16 protein-coding genes are annotated in these 18,505 nt (G+C 38.0%); 8 read left to right on the top strand and 8 right to left on the bottom strand.

Features of this window, described 5'->3' with window-relative positions:
- Positions 1–14 precede the first annotated feature (14 nt).
- Positions 15–779: a creatininase family protein gene (locus NFR61_RS02305; protein ID WP_251620153.1), complete on the bottom strand. Its 765-nt coding sequence runs from the start codon at positions 777–779 to the stop codon at positions 15–17.
- A gap of 128 nt (positions 780–907) precedes the next feature.
- Here NFR61_RS02305 and NFR61_RS02300 point away from each other — a divergent pair, with 128 nt between their 5' ends.
- Complete coding sequence (locus NFR61_RS02300) at positions 908–1,111, top strand: RNA-binding S4 domain-containing protein (RefSeq protein ID WP_251620152.1); 204 nt, start codon at positions 908–910, stop codon at positions 1,109–1,111.
- On the opposite strand, the gene NFR61_RS02295 is transcribed toward NFR61_RS02300, so the two are convergent.
- From NFR61_RS02295 to NFR61_RS02265, 7 genes are all read right to left on the bottom strand, one after another.
- Positions 1,104–2,351 carry a Gfo/Idh/MocA family protein gene (locus NFR61_RS02295; RefSeq protein WP_251620151.1) on the bottom strand — a complete coding sequence of 416 codons (1,248 nt, stop codon included), beginning with the start codon at positions 2,349–2,351 and terminating at the stop codon, positions 1,104–1,106. The two genes, NFR61_RS02300 and NFR61_RS02295, sit on opposite strands and share 8 nt — an antisense overlap.
- A gap of 22 nt (positions 2,352–2,373) precedes the next feature.
- A complete protein-coding gene (locus NFR61_RS02290) occupies positions 2,374–2,757 on the bottom strand; it encodes an SRPBCC domain-containing protein (protein ID WP_251620150.1) in 384 nt (127 codons plus the stop codon).
- Positions 2,758–2,783: 26 nt separating this feature from the next.
- Complete coding sequence (locus NFR61_RS02285; RefSeq protein ID WP_251620148.1) at positions 2,784–4,028, bottom strand: glycosyltransferase family protein; 1,245 nt, start codon at positions 4,026–4,028, stop codon at positions 2,784–2,786.
- A gap of 24 nt (positions 4,029–4,052) precedes the next feature.
- A complete protein-coding gene (locus NFR61_RS02280) occupies positions 4,053–4,658 on the bottom strand; it encodes an OmpH/Skp family outer membrane protein (protein ID WP_251620147.1) in 606 nt (201 codons plus the stop codon).
- A 140-nt stretch (positions 4,659–4,798) separates the two neighbouring features.
- Positions 4,799–5,458, bottom strand: coding sequence for a carboxypeptidase-like regulatory domain-containing protein (locus NFR61_RS02275; RefSeq protein ID WP_251620146.1), 660 nt, complete (start codon positions 5,456–5,458; stop codon positions 4,799–4,801).
- Complete coding sequence (locus tag NFR61_RS02270; protein ID WP_251620144.1) at positions 5,445–6,065, bottom strand: RNA polymerase sigma factor; 621 nt, start codon at positions 6,063–6,065, stop codon at positions 5,445–5,447. Before NFR61_RS02270 ends, NFR61_RS02275 begins: the two co-directional genes overlap by 14 nt.
- Complete coding sequence (locus NFR61_RS02265; RefSeq protein ID WP_251620143.1) at positions 6,056–7,186, bottom strand: glycosyltransferase family 2 protein; 1,131 nt, start codon at positions 7,184–7,186, stop codon at positions 6,056–6,058. The genes NFR61_RS02270 and NFR61_RS02265 overlap by 10 nt, the downstream gene beginning before the upstream one ends.
- 164 nt (positions 7,187–7,350) lie before the next feature.
- Here NFR61_RS02265 and NFR61_RS02260 point away from each other — a divergent pair, with 164 nt between their 5' ends.
- The 7 genes from NFR61_RS02260 (at position 7,351) to NFR61_RS02230 (ending at position 18,503) form a co-directional block, all read left to right on the top strand.
- Positions 7,351–8,538, top strand: coding sequence for a 6-phosphofructokinase (locus tag NFR61_RS02260; protein ID WP_251620141.1), 1,188 nt, complete (start codon positions 7,351–7,353; stop codon positions 8,536–8,538).
- A 179-nt stretch (positions 8,539–8,717) separates the two neighbouring features.
- Positions 8,718–9,830 (top strand): Fic family protein, encoded by a 1,113-nt coding sequence (locus NFR61_RS02255; RefSeq protein WP_251620140.1) that lies wholly within the window; start codon positions 8,718–8,720, stop codon positions 9,828–9,830.
- Positions 9,831–10,383: 553 nt separating this feature from the next.
- Positions 10,384–12,456: a hypothetical protein gene (locus NFR61_RS02250; protein WP_251620138.1), complete on the top strand. Its 2,073-nt coding sequence runs from the start codon at positions 10,384–10,386 to the stop codon at positions 12,454–12,456.
- A complete protein-coding gene (locus NFR61_RS02245; protein ID WP_251620137.1) occupies positions 12,453–13,220 on the top strand; it encodes a DUF6602 domain-containing protein in 768 nt (255 codons plus the stop codon). The genes NFR61_RS02250 and NFR61_RS02245 overlap by 4 nt, the downstream gene beginning before the upstream one ends.
- Before the next feature lie 17 nt (positions 13,221–13,237).
- The gene (locus NFR61_RS02240) at positions 13,238–14,197 is read left to right on the top strand and encodes a hypothetical protein (RefSeq protein ID WP_251620135.1); all 960 of its coding nucleotides are present in this window, start codon (positions 13,238–13,240) and stop codon (positions 14,195–14,197) included.
- Positions 14,198–14,209: 12 nt separating this feature from the next.
- Positions 14,210–16,705 carry an Hsp70 family protein gene (locus NFR61_RS02235; RefSeq protein ID WP_251620134.1) on the top strand — a complete coding sequence of 832 codons (2,496 nt, stop codon included), beginning with the start codon at positions 14,210–14,212 and terminating at the stop codon, positions 16,703–16,705.
- A gap of 7 nt (positions 16,706–16,712) precedes the next feature.
- A complete protein-coding gene (locus NFR61_RS02230) occupies positions 16,713–18,503 on the top strand; it encodes an AAA family ATPase (protein ID WP_251620132.1) in 1,791 nt (596 codons plus the stop codon).
- Positions 18,504–18,505: the final 2 nt, after the last annotated feature.

The raw sequence follows: 18,505 nt of genomic DNA, 5'->3' as shown, positions 1-18,505 counted from the left end.
AAATTATCCAGGACTCAATCCGGATAAAGAGGTTGGCGTACCAATTCCGTAAACAGCTCGATATAGCGTTCAACCACCGCATTTGCGAAGCGCTCGCCTTTTTCCGCAGATGCTTTGCGAGGATTACCGATTCCCGTATCTTTTGTGACCTTCGTCCAATGCCTCGGAACCCACGCGACTTTTTCATTCAATGATTTACATTGAAAAGGTTTTCCCCGTCCTTCTCCCGCATCTTCCAATTTCACTAATTCCGGGTGGTAATACATCATCACGGAAGTTTCCATTTCTCCGGCATGGTCGTCTTTCTCTTCAAAATATCCGGCCGGAGACTCAACCGTAAACCATTCGGAAGAAGCAATCAGAAAGTCAGGATAGTCTACCGCCAAATCCCGTATCATGCTTTTAAAGACATTGCCGCCATGCCCGTTTATGATGACTAATTTACGCTGTCCTTGCTTGTACAACGAAGCTACGATATCCGACAATATCGCCTTTTGTGTTTCGTAGCGGTAATGAATACAAAAAGCCAAATCCCGTTGTCCCGGATTCTGTGCACCCATGGCTACCGGAGGCAATACCATCACCCTTATTCCTTCTCTTTGCCTTACTTTCCGCGCCGCATCGAGGGCTATAGCCTCCGAGAGAATGCAATCTGTCAGATAAGGCAAATGCAAATTATGCGGTTCTGTTGCCCCCCAAGGCAAAACGACTAAATCATAACTTATACCTTTCGCCTTTCCATAAGGAGTAATCCCCAATTCTATCCCGATATTATTCATGACTTGTTTCATTTCATTGTTTCCTATAATAATCGAAAGACAAAAGTAATATTTATTCACAGATAGTTCTCTCTTGTTTTAGTGTCAAAATTTCATCAATTTTACCCTATCAAAGAAAACAGATTAATATGGACTTCGTACTGACAGAAGATTATATCGAACTCATTCGGCTGTTAAAAACAACCCGCCTTGCAGAAAGCGGGGGACAGGCCAAGCTTATCGTAGAAAACGGTGATGTGCGCCGGAACGGGCAACCGGAATTCCGAAAGAGAGCCAAAATTCGCAAAGGTGAAGTAATCACGGTAAATGGACAGACAATTTATATCAAATAAAAGTTTCATCTACCGCACCCATATTCAACCTTCTTTTCCTCTCAATTTCAAAAGCCATGCGATGGCTTTCCAATGACGTTTCGATATTTGTACGCAAACAAGACGCATCGTGCTCACGCACTGCTTTTATGAAATCGGCAACAATACTCCAATCCGCCCCTCCATGAAAATTACACTCTCCGCTATATGCGGAAAAATCATAAGTTTCATCCGGATAAGCCGGATGAAAATACTTTACCGTCAAGGTCTTTTCATCCCCATAAATTTCCCCGTTACTACACATGATATGGGTCCGCCGTTCTCCTTTTTTCGTAAATCCTTCCATTGAAAAATTTACGGTAACTTGCCCCTCCATCAACATGGAAACAACCTGATGATCCACAACATCATTATCACAGCGGTACACACATCTTCCGTAGGGACCTTCTTTCAATTCCCGCAAAATATACGGCTCCGGATTCTCTCCCTCCGGAATATCAAAATGCCTCAACCAACGTTTCTGGCGAAAATACAGATTCAGAGCCGAATACGGACATTCCTTTTCTACCGCACATCCCTCAATGCAACGTTCCGTACTCCCTTGCGGAGCGTTTGTTTCAGAAAACCACTTTAACGAACCGTACGAAGAGACATCCATACATTTTCTTCCCGTCAACCACACCAGCAGGTCCAAATCATGACAAGCCTTGGACAATATCATCGGATTCGCTTCTCTTTTTCTCCACAACCCTCTCACAAAAGCATGAGTCATACGATCTATCCCGACAGCTTCCACATGATTGACACTGATTATTTCCCCCAATCTTCCACTTTCCAATATCTCTTTAAATTTAATAAAATAAGGATGGTATCTTAAAATATGGCACACACCGACAATACGTCCCAACTCCTTGGCTTTAGCAACAATCTCCACACACTCACGCCAAGATTGCGCAATGGGTTTTTCCAATAAAATATCATAACCTTTCTCCAAAGCACACAGGGCCGGTTGATAGTGCAAATCATCCGGAGTACATAAAAATACGGCATCGGCTTGTTTCGGCATCCGGAAAAAGTCCTCCCAAGAATTATAACAACAATCTTCAGATATATTCAATCGCCGTCTGTACTGTTCGCGCCGAATCGGATTGGGTTCAACAACAGCAACAATTTCCATCTCTTCCGGATAATGCAAAGCATATTCGGAATAAGCATTCATCCGATTCCCTGCCCCAATTGCCGCAATTCTCACCTTTGTCATAAATCAGAAAAATTCCCAACAGTTAATACATTTCAAGGAAATCTTTTAAAGAGTCCAAATAATACTTTTTCCACCCCTCCGTAATCTCCTCCTCTACTTCTTCCGGTATATTCGTATGGTTCACCTCCACACGAGTTAAATTCTTCTCCTTCTTCAAATCAATCGTTACAATAGAAGGCTGTTCGTTTTCTCCAAAAAACCATTCCTGAACTAATTTCTTATTCGGAACAACCTCCATATTCATTCCGCAAATATCCCCTTCCCACAAAGAAAAAACATAGCCTCTTTCCGCTTTCATATCCGCCGGATAACCACTCCATAACTCTATCTGAAAAGGATTCGTCAGAGCCGCAAAAACTTCCTCCGGCTCCGCTGCAATTTTCAACTCATAATTAAAATCACCCATACTTATTGCTTTTCTTTACAAAGGTATCAGAAATTTCCTGTTTTATCCCACAAGCGTAAAAGTAATAACATTTCATAAGGCGTCGAAGGACAAACTTGTTTCAGCTCTTTAAATAATTCCGTTACCGCCTCCTCTATCGTCTGTTTTCCCCAATACCCGACATGCACAAAATTAAGATATTTCAATATCCGGAAAGCATTAAAATAATCAAAAAATCTTTTCCGAAACAAAACTTGCGAAGCCACATTATTATTAATTTCACTGATTTTCTGCACAAAATCACCCTCTTCCAGGAAAGCCCGTAAAGCCGGAGCCTGCTTACTCATATACTCTTCAATCACCGCCCCCTCTTCTTTATATAAAGACCCAATATCTTCAAAAAAAACTTTCAACTCCAAAAAAGCCTGCCAATTATAAGTCTGAAGCATCCCCCCTTCCCTCATAATCTTATGAACTGCCTGTCCTGTTCCGAAAGGCGTCCGCGAAGATATTCTTGCAGACGGCCAGACTGTGGTCGCCGTCAAATTAGTAAAACGCCCCGTCGTCATCAATTTCTGTAAAAAATAGAAATCTTCTCCCGCCTGACGCTTGTTCATACCTCCCTGTGCAACATAATCAGACACGCGACAGGCAAAAGCAGAACCTATACACGAATAAAAATAAGGATGCCCGATAAAACGCAAAGCCCGACTATAGTAACGCAGATACAATTCATACTGAATTATCGCATGACGCAACGAAGCATCAATATCTTCCAAAACATGTGCATAATTTATCGAAACACCGGCAACATCCGTTTTACTAAAACAGTTAAAAATTTCTTCAAAATAATTTTCTTCAACTAACGTATCGGCATCTGTTGACACAATAATCCCGTCAGGGTTTCCATTTTTATAGAAATACCATGCCGCCGCATCCATTGCCATTTTACGAACAACTCCTACTCCCGACGATGCAACGGGCAAGTCAAAAGCTTTGATAAGGCAAAACTCCAGATTCGGGGTAGAAATTTGCGTCGTATATTCCAACAAGGCATCATAAATATTTTCATTCCTCCGTTTTACTTCAACGGCACAATCTTCCGGATGATTTACGACAATTATCACGCCCACTTTTACCTTCGTACGCCGACAGGCTTCAAAAGATTTCAACGTACAAAACAAATCCGGCTCATCCAACGCCGGCAAAACAACAATTAAAGAAAGATTCTCAGAAAAATCGGATTCAAAGGAAAGTACATTTCTGTTGAAATAACGTTCAAACAACTTCATAAAACAGAAATGTAAAAAGGCTGATTACTCAGCCTTTTTGGGTTTATATGCTTCATTTAATTTTTCTACGACTTCCTGCGTTATATCAAACCCATCTTCCGCATAAAGAACATTCCCCGCAACCACCGTACTCAATACAATTTCATATCCTCTTTCTTTGCTATATTCAGACAAAAAGTTCGTAATCGACTCAAACAACTTCTTATTCAACTCGCTCTGCTCTCTCATCATCTTTTCAGTCATCTCCTGCTGCAACTGTTGCAGTTTCTGATTTTTCTCCAACAGGCTCTGGCGGGCTGCCTCTGCTCTTTCTGCTGAAATAAAACCATTGTTTTCCAATTTTCTTTGAAACTCACGGGCCTGACGATCCAAATCCTTCGCTTTTATATTCAATTCCGTATTTCTTTCTTCCTGTTTCTTTAAAAACGCCTCATTCAGTTCTACCGAAAGTCCGTAATTACGCAACAACGTATCCGTATTGATATATACAATCTTACTACCGCCTCCCACCACTTGCTTTTCACGAACATTCGAAGAGTTCCCTCCTTTACCTGCCGTAAAATACAGTATATACAATATTCCAACAGCAATCAATAATATGCCATTTAATACAACCGAATAATTCTTCATAATACTATAACTTAAAATATATGTGTTCGACGAATTAGTAAATCTACTCGACAAAGATATACTTATCTTTGTTGAATTAATAATGATTTTTCTTTTTTTCTAACTTTTATATCTAATTTAAAAGATAGATTAAACATCTCCTACTTATCCTGCTTCCTTAAAGAAAACAGCATTTTCAACAAATCGATTTCCTCCCGCCGCAAAAGCTCCGAAGACTCATTCCTCCTCGTCTTCTGTTTTATCCGGCTATATAAGGCCCGATAACTCTCCGTCCCAATGCCTAATTTCACATCCACATGGCCTTTATTGGTGCTGGCTGCAAATTCATCTAATATTCGTTGTTGATTTTCCTGAAGAGTCATATCCAAAGCCGGAGAAAAAGCATCCTGCCTTACCCGGAGCATATTATTTCGTAAATTTCTTCTGTACTGATTCATTTGATACCTATAACGAGGTACCACCACGACCTCCGGAAGAAGCAACGTATCGGCAAACATAAATACAGCTAAAATATACTCTTCACGAGTCAGCGTATCCGGAACAACCACCTGGGTCGGCTGCATCCCTATATAAGTAAAAAAAATCGTATCTCCGATTTCCGTTTCCAAAGCAAAACGGCCGGCTAAATCCGTCGCAGACACCCTCTCTCCTCTCCTACAATTCACATTAGCCAAAGGCTCCGTCGTTTTTCCGTCCATCACCACTCCTGAGAAACGAATAGGCTTCCTTTCAACTTCCTGAGCAAAAACAGCTTCTATCAGGCATATCAAAATTAAAACAGAGGCATTAACTCCTTTCATTGTCCTCTGCTATTTCCGTATGTTGTAAAATATTCAGCAACAATTCACGTGCCCTGAATAACTGCGCCTTCACCGTACCCAAAGGAATCGACAATTCCTCTGCAATTTCTTCATACGAAAATTCATCAAAATAACGTAACTCAATCAAACGACGGTAACGTCCTTTCAACATAGCAACCTTCTCCCTCATAAAATCCGCCCTCTGAGAACGGATAGCCTCCTCATCGGGAGTCCGTACATCTGCCGGAATACTGTTGATATATCCCCGGTCCTCCGGATTTATATCATCCTTATCCAAAGAGATGGTCTGCGCCTTACGTTTCCGAATAAAATCAATGGTATTATTTGAAGCTATTTTAAATAACCACGTACTGAAAGCAAATTGAGGAGAATAATAATTTAAACTCGCAAAAGCTTTTTCAAAGGCCTCGAACATCAAATCTTCCGCATCGGTTCTATTGTTTACCATCTTCAGTATCATAAAGTATACCGAATCTTTGTATCTTTTAAACAATTCCGAATAAGCCTTCTCATTACCAGCAATTGCTGCTTTGACAATCTTATAATCGTATAAAGCCTTCTCTGATAAATTATTAATTATCTCCATTTTTTATTAGTAAAAATTGAATTTACATTATAATACCATCTATATAAAAAACCAATAAAACCAACAATAAACGAAGTTAAGAATAATTTTTTTTGATTGAAGCGCCTTAAAAACGAATTTACCGCAATAAAATCTATTAAAAACATTAACAAAATACCAAATATCATGTAAATTTGTAATATTTTTACATAAATTAAATAAAAACTAACGACATAAAACATGAAACGTAATAAACTATCAGCATGCGCTTTCAATTTTATCTGAAACTCCCATTTTCGTCTATTAAAACTATAATACGTAAAATCTTCCGTCCGGGTTTTCTTTCTGTCGTCATTTATTTCAATAAAAGTATTTTTATTCTTTGCAACCTTAACTTTACCGCTCTTAGACAATATTCTTACTATTTCACTATCATACCCGGCATAACTTTGGGAATTCCTTGCAAAAACCTTATGAGATAAATAAAGCCCTTTCCGATATGCCATATTATATCCTTCCCCTAAAACATAAATCCGATTTCTTACAAATAACAACATCTTCAGATAACGCAGAAAACGATACATCCGATGAAAATTTATATTTCTTTCTCCCTCGCTATAATTAGCGTAACCCAATACCACTGCCGTATCCTCGGTAAAATAAGACATCATATTTTTTATCCACAAATCGGATAAAGGCCGGCTGTTAATCTCTGCAAAAAGGACAATATCATAATGAGCGGCAAGTATGCCAATATTAATAGCCAGTTTTTTGGTACTCCGGAACTTCGTATCCGGAAAAATTCGGGTCGTACGCAACTTCGGATACTTCGTTTGCATTTCAGCCAAAACATCCTGCGTATCATCTTCCGAACATTCATCTACGACAATAACCTCAAATAACTCGTATTTCTGATTTAAAAAGTATTCCAGATTTTGCTTCAGATAATCAGCCTTATTGTTAGCCGTAATAATGAGAGAAACACCCTGGTTGTTAACTTTGCCTTTATTTTTTTCTTTCCGACAAATTACCGTCATTGAATAAATAACACTTATCACATGCCATAAAAACAATATTCCGCAAACCAACAACCAATACCGATTACTTCCTAAAGATTCCCAAAATACAGTAACACCATCCATGATATTAAACAACAGGCAATTTCTCCTAAAAAAATTTACAAATAGTTTCTATTTTTCATATAAAAACAGACAAATATACTCACTTATCCAAGATTTCACTTGTAATTCAAAATATATTTTATAATTTTAGGTGTTTTTAAAAACAAGTTAAAACTATAAAACATATGAGTCAAAAAGTAAAAGGAATTATCGGTATTTTAACCGGTGGTGGTGATGTGCCAGGACTAAATCCTGCAATACGTGCAGTAACCATTAGAGCATTAAGAGAAGGGTACAAAGTTATCGGTATCAGACGAGGATGGCGAGGCTTAATCGACATCGTTCGTGATAAAAAAGTAGACAACTCCCATAACTTTTTTGAATTAACGGAAGAGATTGTAAACAAAGCAGGACGTACGGGCGGTACATTTCTACACACATCCCGCACACGTGCATCCCATGTACCTCTTGAATCCGTACCCCAGCATCTGAAAGACAAATACACGGAAAAAATCAACGATTTGACACCCGAAGTGCTGAAAAATCTTGATTTCATGGGCATCGACTATTTAATTCCCATCGGCGGAGACGACACATTAAGCTATGGTGTACGCTTGAGCCAGGAAGGTGTGAAAGTCATTGCCATTCCCAAAACAATGGACAACGACGTACCGGGTACAGACTATTGCATCGGTTTCAGTACATGTATCACCCGTACCATCGAGCTTACCCACAGCCTTCGTACCTGTGCCGGCTCTCACGAACGTTTATTGGTACTTGAAGTATTCGGACGCTACGCAGGTTTCTCTGCCATGTTGCCGACATTGGCCGGAGCAGCAAACCGGTGCGTTATTCCCGAATACCAATTTAATATAGACCATTTGTGTGAACTGCTTTGCCAGGACCGCTACACCAATCCGAGCAAATACTCCGTTGTTCTGATTTCAGAAGGAGCAAGCTACAGTGGAGGTGACATGATGTTCCAAAGCGAAGAAACCGACATGTTCGGACACAAAAAATTAGGAGGTATCGGCGACCACATTGCCAACCAATTAAAAGAATTATCTCCTAAATACAACAACGGGGAAACCATCAACGTCATCAACCAAAAATTAGGATACATGGTACGTTGTGGTAATCCGGACGCTATGGACTCCATCGTACCTATGGCTTACGGGAACTTAGCATTAGACCTCATCGGCAAAGGTATGCACGGACGTCTGGTCATCCTGCGCAACGGACGGTATGACAACGCTCCCATCGACATCATTACCAGCACCAAAAAACTGGTAGACGTAGATAAATTCTACAACACGGAACGTTTACGTCCTAAATACAACAGCTTTGAATTCATGCCTCAAATGATTCTCTAAGCTGAAAAACCCAAAAGAGTGTGCCAAACGGCACACTCTTTTTTTATCCATCCTTCCGAACCTTATTTTCCCCTTTCTTTCATCACCATACCTCCCCGATGCGGTGAAAAACAACCTTATTCTCCGCAAATTTGCGGAGAATACACCCAATAATCACCGCAAAATATTATCTTTGTTGTATGAAACCATCTAACCAACATACCATTTATATATGGCAACGCCCCGATTGGCCGAATTTTCAATGGGATTCGGATAAATTGCTTGCACCGCTCACCCGCTTGAGCCATTTGCACGGACAACTAACGGGACAGATGTCTATGCTCGGTTTTAACGACAAGAGCGAGACACAACTGAAAGCCCTTACCGAAGAACTGCTGAACTCTTCCGAAATCGAGGGCATAATGCTTCATGCCGATTCAGTGCGCAGTTCCATTGCCCGAAAGCTCGGCATCGATACAGACGGACATTTTGTTGAGAATCACTATGTAGAAGGACTTGTCGATGTCATACTTGACGCAACGGCGCATTCTGGCGAACCTCTTACAGATGAACGCTTGTTAAGGTGGCATTGTGCGCTATTCCCGACAGGACACAGCGGAATGTACAAGATTACAATCGGCGACTGGCGCAAAGGCGATGAGCCCATGCAAGTCGTGTCCGGCGCTCTCGGACACGAAAAGGTGCACTACGAGGCACCGCCTTCAAGTGTCGTGCCGAAAGAAATGACCCGTTTCATCCAATGGTGCAATAACAGCCCTCAGTTGCCATTCATCAAAGCTGCAATTGCCCATTTGTGGTTTGTGACAATTCATCCTTTTGACGATGGAAACGGTCGTCTGGGACGTACCCTCACCGATATGTTCCTTGCCCAAATGGATGACAACAACACCCGATTTTATAGCATGTCGGCAGAAATCAACCGAAACAAGAAATCGTATTACGATATTCTGGAACGCACCCAAAAAGGAAGCATGGATATAACCGAATGGCTGTTGTGGTTTCTTGATTGTCTGGAAAAAACAATTCTCCGAACCAACGATACCATAAAGCACACGTTGCAAAAGGCAACTTATTGGGAGCAGTTTCACGACGTGCCGGTCAATGAACGCCAACGTAAAATCATCAACCGCCTTTGGGACGGATTCGACGGGAAACTGACCTCCTCCAAATGGGCAAAGATTTGCAAATGCTCCCAAGACACCGCTCTGCGAGACATCAACGACCTTATATCCAAAGGCATGCTCCGCGACAGCAGAGAAGGCGGCAGAAGCACTAATTATATACTGCCATAAAATCTTTTCAGCTAAATATCATTGACTTTCTTAGGAGTATCTGCATATTATATACATATCAAAAGTGTATCATGCCTATATCATGCCTATCCGCAGATAGGCGTGATATAGGTGTCATATAGACTTGATATAGGGATGCTCCCTTGTTTCCTCGGAGAATATTAGAAGAATTCTAATAAAATTTATTAATTTTGCAACATCCCTCACGCCGGTATCATGCCAATGAGTCGGATGGGTGGGATGCTATACATAAAGGCGTTTACTGAACGCTTTTGTTTTGACATTCTAAGAATCTCGCAAATTCTAATTGTTCGTCAAAAACAAAGCAGCGGAAACGTCTCATGGGATGTTATATATATAAATAATATAAATGACATCGGCGTGGGGCTTTCAACGTTGCTCGTTTCGACGGACAGGGCAATGCGAGAGCCTTTAGAATGTGGAACGGGCGACAGAACGGCTCCACGTTTTTTGTGTATGGTTTTATTTACTAAAAAATTTGGCAGCAATGGAGTCGGCTGACAACTACTACCTTTAAGTTATAAGTCGACAAATGGATATCATTCAAATAAATCCCTATCGTCTTTTAGGCATATATTCGAATTCATCTACAAAAGAGCGTATAGCAAATAACAATCGGTTGAAAGCCTTTCTTAAGGTGGGAAAAACCATATCATTTCAATTAGATTTACCACAATTACTACCTGCAATTAATCGAACCACTGATGCGGTAGCTAAAGCTGAGGCAAAATTAACTCTGCCTAATGAGCAACTTCGATATGCACAATTTTGGTTTATCAAAATAACACCTATGGATGATATTGCCATGAATCATTTGTTTGCAGGGAATATTGAAAATGCGATATCAATTTGGGAAAAGAAAGAAAATGTTTCATCCTTGCAAAACCGCATCGTATGCGCATTAATACAGAGTAAATATAATGAAGCTCTTATTTATGCAGAAAAACTCTATAGTGCTCATTCTACCGATTTTGTAAATGTTGTTCTAGGAGAAAATCACACGGCAAGTACTGAAGAATTAGGATATTGTTTCTTGGATGAGTTTTATTCGGCAATAGGTGTACAGGTTTTTTCCTATTCACTTTGTGATAATTGGAAACAATATCTTAAAAATAAGTCAATAACACCCATAATCGAAACATTGCAATCGGCAATTGATACTGCAAAGTCTTCTAAAGGCAAAGGAATAAAAGCACGTTTTATCGCCGGTATCAATCTAATGAATGATACAAAATCATCGCTCTCTCAACTCCGTAGTTTGCTAACAGAAAGTAATCTACAATATCAAATGATTGCCGACAAACTTGGTTTAGAAATCTTACAATGTGGTATTGATTATTATAACGATTCTGAAGCATTGGACGCAGCCTCTAAAGCAATGAAATTACACGCCTACGCTTTATCTATTGTTGTAGGAAAAATGGCCAAAGACCGCTGTAAAGAGAATATGGATATTTTGCAAAAAATTATTGATGAACTCCCACCCGTTGAGGTTTTTGCAGAAAATAGAGCAGTCAATAAATTAGTGGAAGAATTTTATAATGAAAATTATCATTTCAACGGAGCTAAAAATTTTCTCTTTGGTTGTGAGCCATACCTTATTTCCATAAAAAGTAAGCTAGGTGCTAATAATCAGTTTTATATAGAGATCTCTACTTCTATCGCCAATATATTATTAAGTTTTGTCATAAAAAAATATAATGAACAAGTAAATGAAACATTGGCATCTAACTTTGAAATTAATAAGGAAAACACTTTACGTGAATTAATGCTGATGTTGCGTCCCTCATGGAATATAATTCTAAATATAGAAGAATTAAATACTTCTAACGACTTTACCAATAAAAGATTTAAACCCAATAAAAAAAACATTGAAAAGTTTATTGCACAACTCGACAATCATTTCCCTTATAATGGGTATAAGTTTGATATAAGCGAAAATCCCATTGACCGGTTGGGTTTAGGGAATAGATTAGAAGACCTTGGGGGGAAGCCTACTTTCAGATCCCGATCCCACCCTTATGCAACACTCACTGAAAATTTTATGTCGGGATATCGTATGGAGGAATTTATAAATCTCAAGATAGAAGAAGATTATTTTAATGAATGCAAGGAAGACTTCCAAAGAAAAAAATGTTATGCAAATAGTTATAAGCATTACCTCGAAAAATTCCCTAATGGAAAATTCGTTGAACAAGTAAAACAATTTGAAAGCACATCTCAACATGAATATGAATTATACAACGAACACAAGAAAAATATTGCAGGATGTAAAATGTATATGAAAACATACCCTAATGGTTGGTTCATCAATGACATTAAAAATGATTTTGATCGTCTGCTCTTTGAATATTACAAATCAATCAAAAAATTAAAGAATTATATCCGTGAATATCCTAATGGGAAACATGTATCAGAAGCAACAGATATTATAAAAAAAGAACATAAAGTCATATTGATGTGGATACTTGGTATTTTGATTCCAAGTATAATTATTGCAGTATTTATAACTTTAGAATGGTCAATAATTCTTGCCATTATTATCGCTGTCTTGGTATTACTCTCGATTATAAGTTATTCGTTAGATGATGAAAATAAGAAATGAAAACAGAATTTTACCGACTACGAGCTGAGGAACTATACAATAAATTATTGCAAATTAGCCAATTTAATATAAAGCATAATTTGACAATAGGAATGTTTGCGGAAGATCTATTACGTGATTCATTAAAGATGCTGTTACCTCAAAAGGCGAGTATATCACAGGGGTTTATTACAAATGGAGAGTCATGTTCTTCTCAATGTGATATAATTATATATGATAGTCTAAATTTTGCTCCGTTGTTTAAAACAGAATCTTTGGTCGTGCTTCCAGTAAACTCTGTTATTGCAGTCATCGAAGTAAAAACAACTATTGGAGAAAAGCAGTTTCATAAAACTCTTAAAGACTTCTCTTTACTTCATAGTATGGGAATAAAAGCAAAATATTTATTTATATATAATTCACCGTCTGTCAAAACTTTAAAAAATTATTTCTTTTCTGAAATGAACAAAGAACAAAATTGTTCACAAAAAGAAATATCTACCGGATTAGGTAAATATGATTATGACAACTATGAAGAGTTGCCTGAAGCAATTGTCAATCTTAAACCTCAGCATGAATTTCTTTTAAAAAAGGATTATGTAATAACAGATCATCGGGACATGATGGGCTACACTTCTCTCATTTTGAATGACAATACAAATAAACCTGTTTCGTGTTTAGAAGAATTTATGGCAATTCTTTTAACAATGTTTGGAATAATATTAGGTAGTGAATATGGTAATTCGTATGACAAATATGAAGGGATCCCTTTATTTGATATGTAATATTTAAATTTAATTATATGATAGCAAGATATTTTGTTTTATTAATTTCACTGATAGTTTTAGGAAAACAATTATCAATGGCGCAAGCAAGTCTTAATGAGAATTTTTCTCCGAAAAATTCACAAGCTTTGCTACAAGCTCATGATTCCCTCTACTTCGTTATAGATAGTTTATGCCACAAACAAATTAATATTGAAAATACTGTCCATAAATTATCACAAGAAACAAACAGGAATAACCGAAACTTACAACTTCTATCAAAAAAGAATGATACACTTCGTAGTTCTATCGAAAATTTACAAACCGAATGTAAAAGATTGTACGATTTATTGGCTTCCGACAAGGAAAGTTTCAATAAACAAATAAAGCTCACGAATGATTTCGTAACCTTTAATCATACTCGACTGACGAATCGTACCGTTTGGGGAAGTGCTATAATAATTATTACCCTGACGATAATTTTTATCATTTCTTATCACTTAGCAAGGCGAATAAAAACTGGAGCATCCTCTATTGATGAAGTGCGTAAGACTCAAGATATGCTGCAAACTGTCCAAGCAAAAATGCAAGAAGAATCTATTGGATTAGATAATAAATTACTTGAATTGATTGAAAAGCAGATGACAGAAAAACAATCAAATACAACAACGCAAGACCACTCATTAGCACTAAAGGTTGCGGATGAAATTGTACGGATTGAAATGAATCTATCTCACATGGATGCTACAGTCAAAGGGTACAAGCAATTGACAAAAGCTGTTCAACGAATTAAAGATAATTTTAACGCCAACGGTTATGAGATTACAGATATGCTTGGGAAAACCTATAATATAGGAATGAAAGTTGTTGCAAATTTTATTCCAGATGAAAAACTTCCGTTTGGATCACAAATAATAACGGGAATCATAAAACCTCAGATAAATTACAATGGGCAAATGATACAAGCAGCTCAGATTACAGTAAGTCAAAACATTTAAATTAAAATAATTATGGCACGGATTAAAATAGATTATGGCATTGACCTCGGAACAACGAATTCAGCGATATGCCGGATAGAAAAAGGAGAACCTAGAATTATCAAAAGTGATGTTCAGGCAGATACGATGCCGTCCAAAGTGTCTTTTACTAAAAAAAGAAGTCTTAGAGTTGGACAAGGAGCTATGAACGATATTATACAAGACGCACGTCGTGCAACAAAAACATGGAGAAGAGGAGAACGTAACGCTTTCGGAGAATTCAAACGTACAATGGCAACAGATACCCGTTATCACAGTTCTTTCATGGAAAGAGACTATTCTTCGGAAGAACTATCTGCAGAAGTCTTGAAAACACTGAAATCCTTCGTAACGGATGAAAATTTCTCCTCTGTTGTTATAACTGTACCTGCAAAATTCACTGTAAATCAGAAAACCGCAACAATCGAAGCTGCTAAATTAGCCGGATTCAAGCGATGTGAACTTTTGCAAGAACCGATAGCAGCTGCAATGGCATACGGAGTAACAACAAATAACAAAAATGGAATATGGATGGTATTTGACTTCGGTGGTGGCACATTCGATGCCGCACTTTTAAAAGTAGAAGATGGTATCATGCAGGTCTTTGATACGGAAGGGGATAATTATTTGGGAGGCAAGAATCTTGACTATGCGATTGTGGATAACATTATAGTTCCTTATCTCATGGAAAACTACAATCTCAATTCTACCATTGCGGATGCAGATAAAAAAGAGGTATTGCGAGATGCTATGAAGACATATGCAGAAGAGGTAAAGAATCAGCTTTCATTCAAAGAAAAAGAAGATATTTTATCTAATCTCGGAGAATTAGGAGAGGATGAAGACGGAGAAGAAATAGAGTTAGACCTTGCTGTAACACAAGAAGAAGCCTTTGATGTGATGCGTCCGTATTTCCAAAAAGCGGTCGATATCTGTAAGAATCTATTGCAACGCAATCATTTATCCGGTTCTCAAATTAATAAATTGATATTAGTCGGTGGTCCGACGCATAGCCCGCTAATACGTCAAATGCTGAAAGAGCAGATTACATCCGATGTGGACACAAGCATCGACCCAATGACAGCCGTTGCAACGGGTGCCGCACTCTATGCCTCCACAATAAATGCAGAGATAGAGGAAGAAAATATTGAAGCCGGAACGGTTACTTTAGATTTGGGGTATGAAGCAACTTCCGTTGAAACAACGGAATGGGCAAGCGTTAAATTAGCAGATGATTCACTATTCCCAAAAGTTTGGCTAGAATTAGTACGTAGCGACAAAGCTTGGGCAAGTGGCAAGGTTGAAATCGACAAGACTGGTAATGTCATTGAGGTAAATCTTTTAGAGTCCAAACCCAACTCATTCAACATAATGGCGTATGACGAAAAAGGGAATATCCTGCCATGCTTTCCTACGGAATTTACTATTATTCAAGGGGCTAAAGTCGGAGCGGCACCTTTACCTTATAATATTGGCATAGCTATATGGAGTGATGTAAAAAAATACGGCGTATTCCGTATGGCTAAAGGATTAGAGAAAAATAAACCTGTCCCGGCTATCGGAATAATCAATGATTTAAAAACATCCGGGCAGCTTCGTCCGGGTATGGAAGATGATAAACTTACTATTCCTATTTATCAAGTTGATGACTTTTCCGGTGCAGAAGGGCGTTCAGTATCTTTGTATGAATATGTTGCAGATGTTATCGTAACAGGGGATGATATCGATGTCCTTATTCCTGCTAATAGCCCGGTAGATGTAACTTTGAAAGTTGATACTTCCGAACAAATGACTTTAGAAGTCCATTTCCTAGCTTCCGATATTACTGTTGAAAAGAAACTTGAGACAAATAAAAAACAATCTATTGAAGAAGCTGAAAATATGATTAAAAAGCATTTGATAGAAGCGCAACAAAGTATCAATCGCTTAGCAAATGCCAATATTTCAACAGAAACGATTCAAGATGAGCTTAACATGGTAAAGGAAGAAGCCCATAATAGTTCAGAAAAGAAAGCCGTACTGCAACATTTGAAAGAAGTTCTTAGGAAAATAGAAAGTCTTGATGAAAGTACTGAGTGGCAACGCTTGGAAACTGAACTTCGTGAAGAGTTTGAGCGTCTTGAAAAAGCCCAAAATGACCTTGGCAATGAAAAGACAGCTCAACTCGTCAGTCAGTTACGCTCACAAACAGACCAAGTAATACGCACTCAAAATGTTCGTATGGGACATGAAACGCTAGAGCAAATTAAAAGCTTATTTGTTCATTTAACCATGATTTATCAATGTATGGGATTAATTCATGATTGTAATGAACGTTTTGAGCAGATTCGTTGGAAAGATGTTTCGCGTGCCCGCCAATTAATAAATCAAGGACTGGAAGAAATCAATAACCAGCCTACCATCGAAAAACTTCATCCCATCGCACGTAATCTTATTGGGTTAATGCCAGACGATGAAGCGATACAAAATACAGGAGGATTATTAAGATAGTATTCACATGTTATTTAATAAAAACGACAGAATTGGCTCTTACATAGTAGTGTTTCCGCATAAACAAAGTTCTTATGCGGAGACCTATCGTGTGAAAGATATAAACGGTAAAACACGTTTTTTAAAACTCATCAATTACAGTAAACTAAACCATCGTCAACTGGATGATAATGGCAGAGTGATTGAAGTGGAAATAAGCAAACAATTGAATCACCCGAACCTATGCAAATACATAGATTCAGGAATTCAAATAATAAATGGTGGGCAATACGCTTTTCTTGTTACAGAATATATAAGTGGCGAAACGCTTTCCCAAAAAATTATAAGAGACCATGAATTAAGTGTATATGAGATAAAACAAATCGCCAAGTCCGTTTTATCTGCTTTGTATTATCTTCATCAACAGCCGATACCTATTATTCATGGTGAAATAACGATTCAAAATATCTTTATTAATCTTGCCGGTAATTTAGAAGACTTAAAATTAATTGATTTCGGGCATGCCTGCTTTCTTAATCAGCCTCCAGCAAAACCAAATTTAGGTGAATTGAATGCCTTTTATCTTGCACCAGAAAGATTTGCAGGAGTAAGCCAAGTTCAATCTGATTTGTATTCTGTTGGAGTCATGATGTATCAATTGCTCTATGGAAAACTTCCTTGGTTTATTGATATGACAAGAATAAAAGATTCAGACAAGACTGACACTATACTTTCAGAACGAGTTAAAGCACTAGACATTCCAAGTATTGAAAAATTTGAACTTGACAATCAATTAATCAATTGTATTATAAAATCTTTAAGTTATGATGTTGAAGATAGATTTCAAACTGCCGATGACTTTATCAAAGCTATTGCAGGAGATATCATTATAGACCGTCAATCCACAAAACGGAAAATTCTTTCCTCCGATACCACAAACTCATCTACAACAAGTAAAACACATTTATCGAAAAAGGGGGAAGGCTTTGCAGCCATTGCAGGAATGAATGAACTGAAAGAACAGCTCAGAGAAGAAGTTATTGAGCCTCTTCATAATCCAGAAGAATATGAACGGTATGGTGTAAATATTCCCAATGGCATGCTATTATATGGACCTCCCGGATGTGGAAAAACTTTCTTTGCCAAACATTTTGCCGAAGAAGTAGGTTTCAATTTCATGTGTGTAACACCTGCCACGCTCAAAAGTCGCTACGTTAATGCTACCCAAGAAAATATTGCCAAAATGTTTAAAGAGGCGGAAGAAAAAGCACCAACTATCATCTTCATTGATGAAATGAATGAACTAGTCCCCAATCGTGAAAGTGATGTACATGAAATGTCTCGAAGTGCAGTAAATGAAATGCTGGCGCAAATGGACAGAACCGGTGAACGTGGAATTTTCATTATCGGAGCAACAAATTATCCGCATACCATTGATCCTGCAATCCTTCGAGCAGGACGACTTGATAAAAAATATTTTATAGGGGCTCCCGATAAAACAGCAAGGATTGCCTTATTTAAATTGTATCTTGAAAAACGTCCTTATGATTTTGGTATAGACTATGAGGAGCTTGCCAAATTGACGAATAATTATGTCTCGGCGGATATTCAATTGATAGTCAATGATGCTGCAAGAAATGCCTTGAAAGCACACAGCAAAATTACAATGCCCCTTCTGATTACAGCAATCCGGGACACTCGTCCTTCTTTAAATATAGAAGAAATTAAACGTTATGAGCAAATTAAAGCTAAAATGGAGGGGACAATATCAAATAAACAGGACACTGAAAGACCTCGAATTGGATTTAAACAAAAATAATA

It is taken from the genome of Odoribacter lunatus (genome assembly GCF_943193135.1).
GTDB classification, from domain to species: domain Bacteria; phylum Bacteroidota; class Bacteroidia; order Bacteroidales; family Marinifilaceae; genus Culturomica; species Culturomica lunata.
Note: the sequence above shows the minus strand (reverse complement) of the source record. Positions and strands in the feature narration are given on the sequence as shown.

What these genes read in the sequence shown, in the direction of transcription:
- NFR61_RS02305 (WP_251620153.1), bottom strand. Translation starts at nt 779, where the DNA reads ATGAATAATATCGGGATAGAATTGGGGATTACTCCTTATGGAAAGGCG.
- NFR61_RS02300 (WP_251620152.1), top strand. Translation starts at nt 908, where the DNA reads ATGGACTTCGTACTGACAGAAGATTATATCGAACTCATTCGGCTGTTA.
- NFR61_RS02295 (WP_251620151.1), bottom strand. Translation starts at nt 2,351, where the DNA reads ATGACAAAGGTGAGAATTGCGGCAATTGGGGCAGGGAATCGGATGAAT.
- NFR61_RS02290 (WP_251620150.1), bottom strand. Translation starts at nt 2,757, where the DNA reads ATGGGTGATTTTAATTATGAGTTGAAAATTGCAGCGGAGCCGGAGGAA.
- NFR61_RS02285 (WP_251620148.1), bottom strand. Translation starts at nt 4,028, where the DNA reads ATGAAGTTGTTTGAACGTTATTTCAACAGAAATGTACTTTCCTTTGAA.
- NFR61_RS02280 (WP_251620147.1), bottom strand. Translation starts at nt 4,658, where the DNA reads ATGAAGAATTATTCGGTTGTATTAAATGGCATATTATTGATTGCTGTT.
- NFR61_RS02275 (WP_251620146.1), bottom strand. Translation starts at nt 5,458, where the DNA reads ATGAAAGGAGTTAATGCCTCTGTTTTAATTTTGATATGCCTGATAGAA.
- NFR61_RS02270 (WP_251620144.1), bottom strand. Translation starts at nt 6,065, where the DNA reads ATGGAGATAATTAATAATTTATCAGAGAAGGCTTTATACGATTATAAG.
- NFR61_RS02265 (WP_251620143.1), bottom strand. Translation starts at nt 7,186, where the DNA reads ATGGATGGTGTTACTGTATTTTGGGAATCTTTAGGAAGTAATCGGTAT.
- NFR61_RS02260 (WP_251620141.1), top strand. Translation starts at nt 7,351, where the DNA reads ATGAGTCAAAAAGTAAAAGGAATTATCGGTATTTTAACCGGTGGTGGT.
- NFR61_RS02255 (WP_251620140.1), top strand. Translation starts at nt 8,718, where the DNA reads ATGAAACCATCTAACCAACATACCATTTATATATGGCAACGCCCCGAT.
- NFR61_RS02250 (WP_251620138.1), top strand. Translation starts at nt 10,384, where the DNA reads ATGGATATCATTCAAATAAATCCCTATCGTCTTTTAGGCATATATTCG.
- NFR61_RS02245 (WP_251620137.1), top strand. Translation starts at nt 12,453, where the DNA reads ATGAAAACAGAATTTTACCGACTACGAGCTGAGGAACTATACAATAAA.
- NFR61_RS02240 (WP_251620135.1), top strand. Translation starts at nt 13,238, where the DNA reads ATGATAGCAAGATATTTTGTTTTATTAATTTCACTGATAGTTTTAGGA.
- NFR61_RS02235 (WP_251620134.1), top strand. Translation starts at nt 14,210, where the DNA reads ATGGCACGGATTAAAATAGATTATGGCATTGACCTCGGAACAACGAAT.
- NFR61_RS02230 (WP_251620132.1), top strand. Translation starts at nt 16,713, where the DNA reads ATGTTATTTAATAAAAACGACAGAATTGGCTCTTACATAGTAGTGTTT.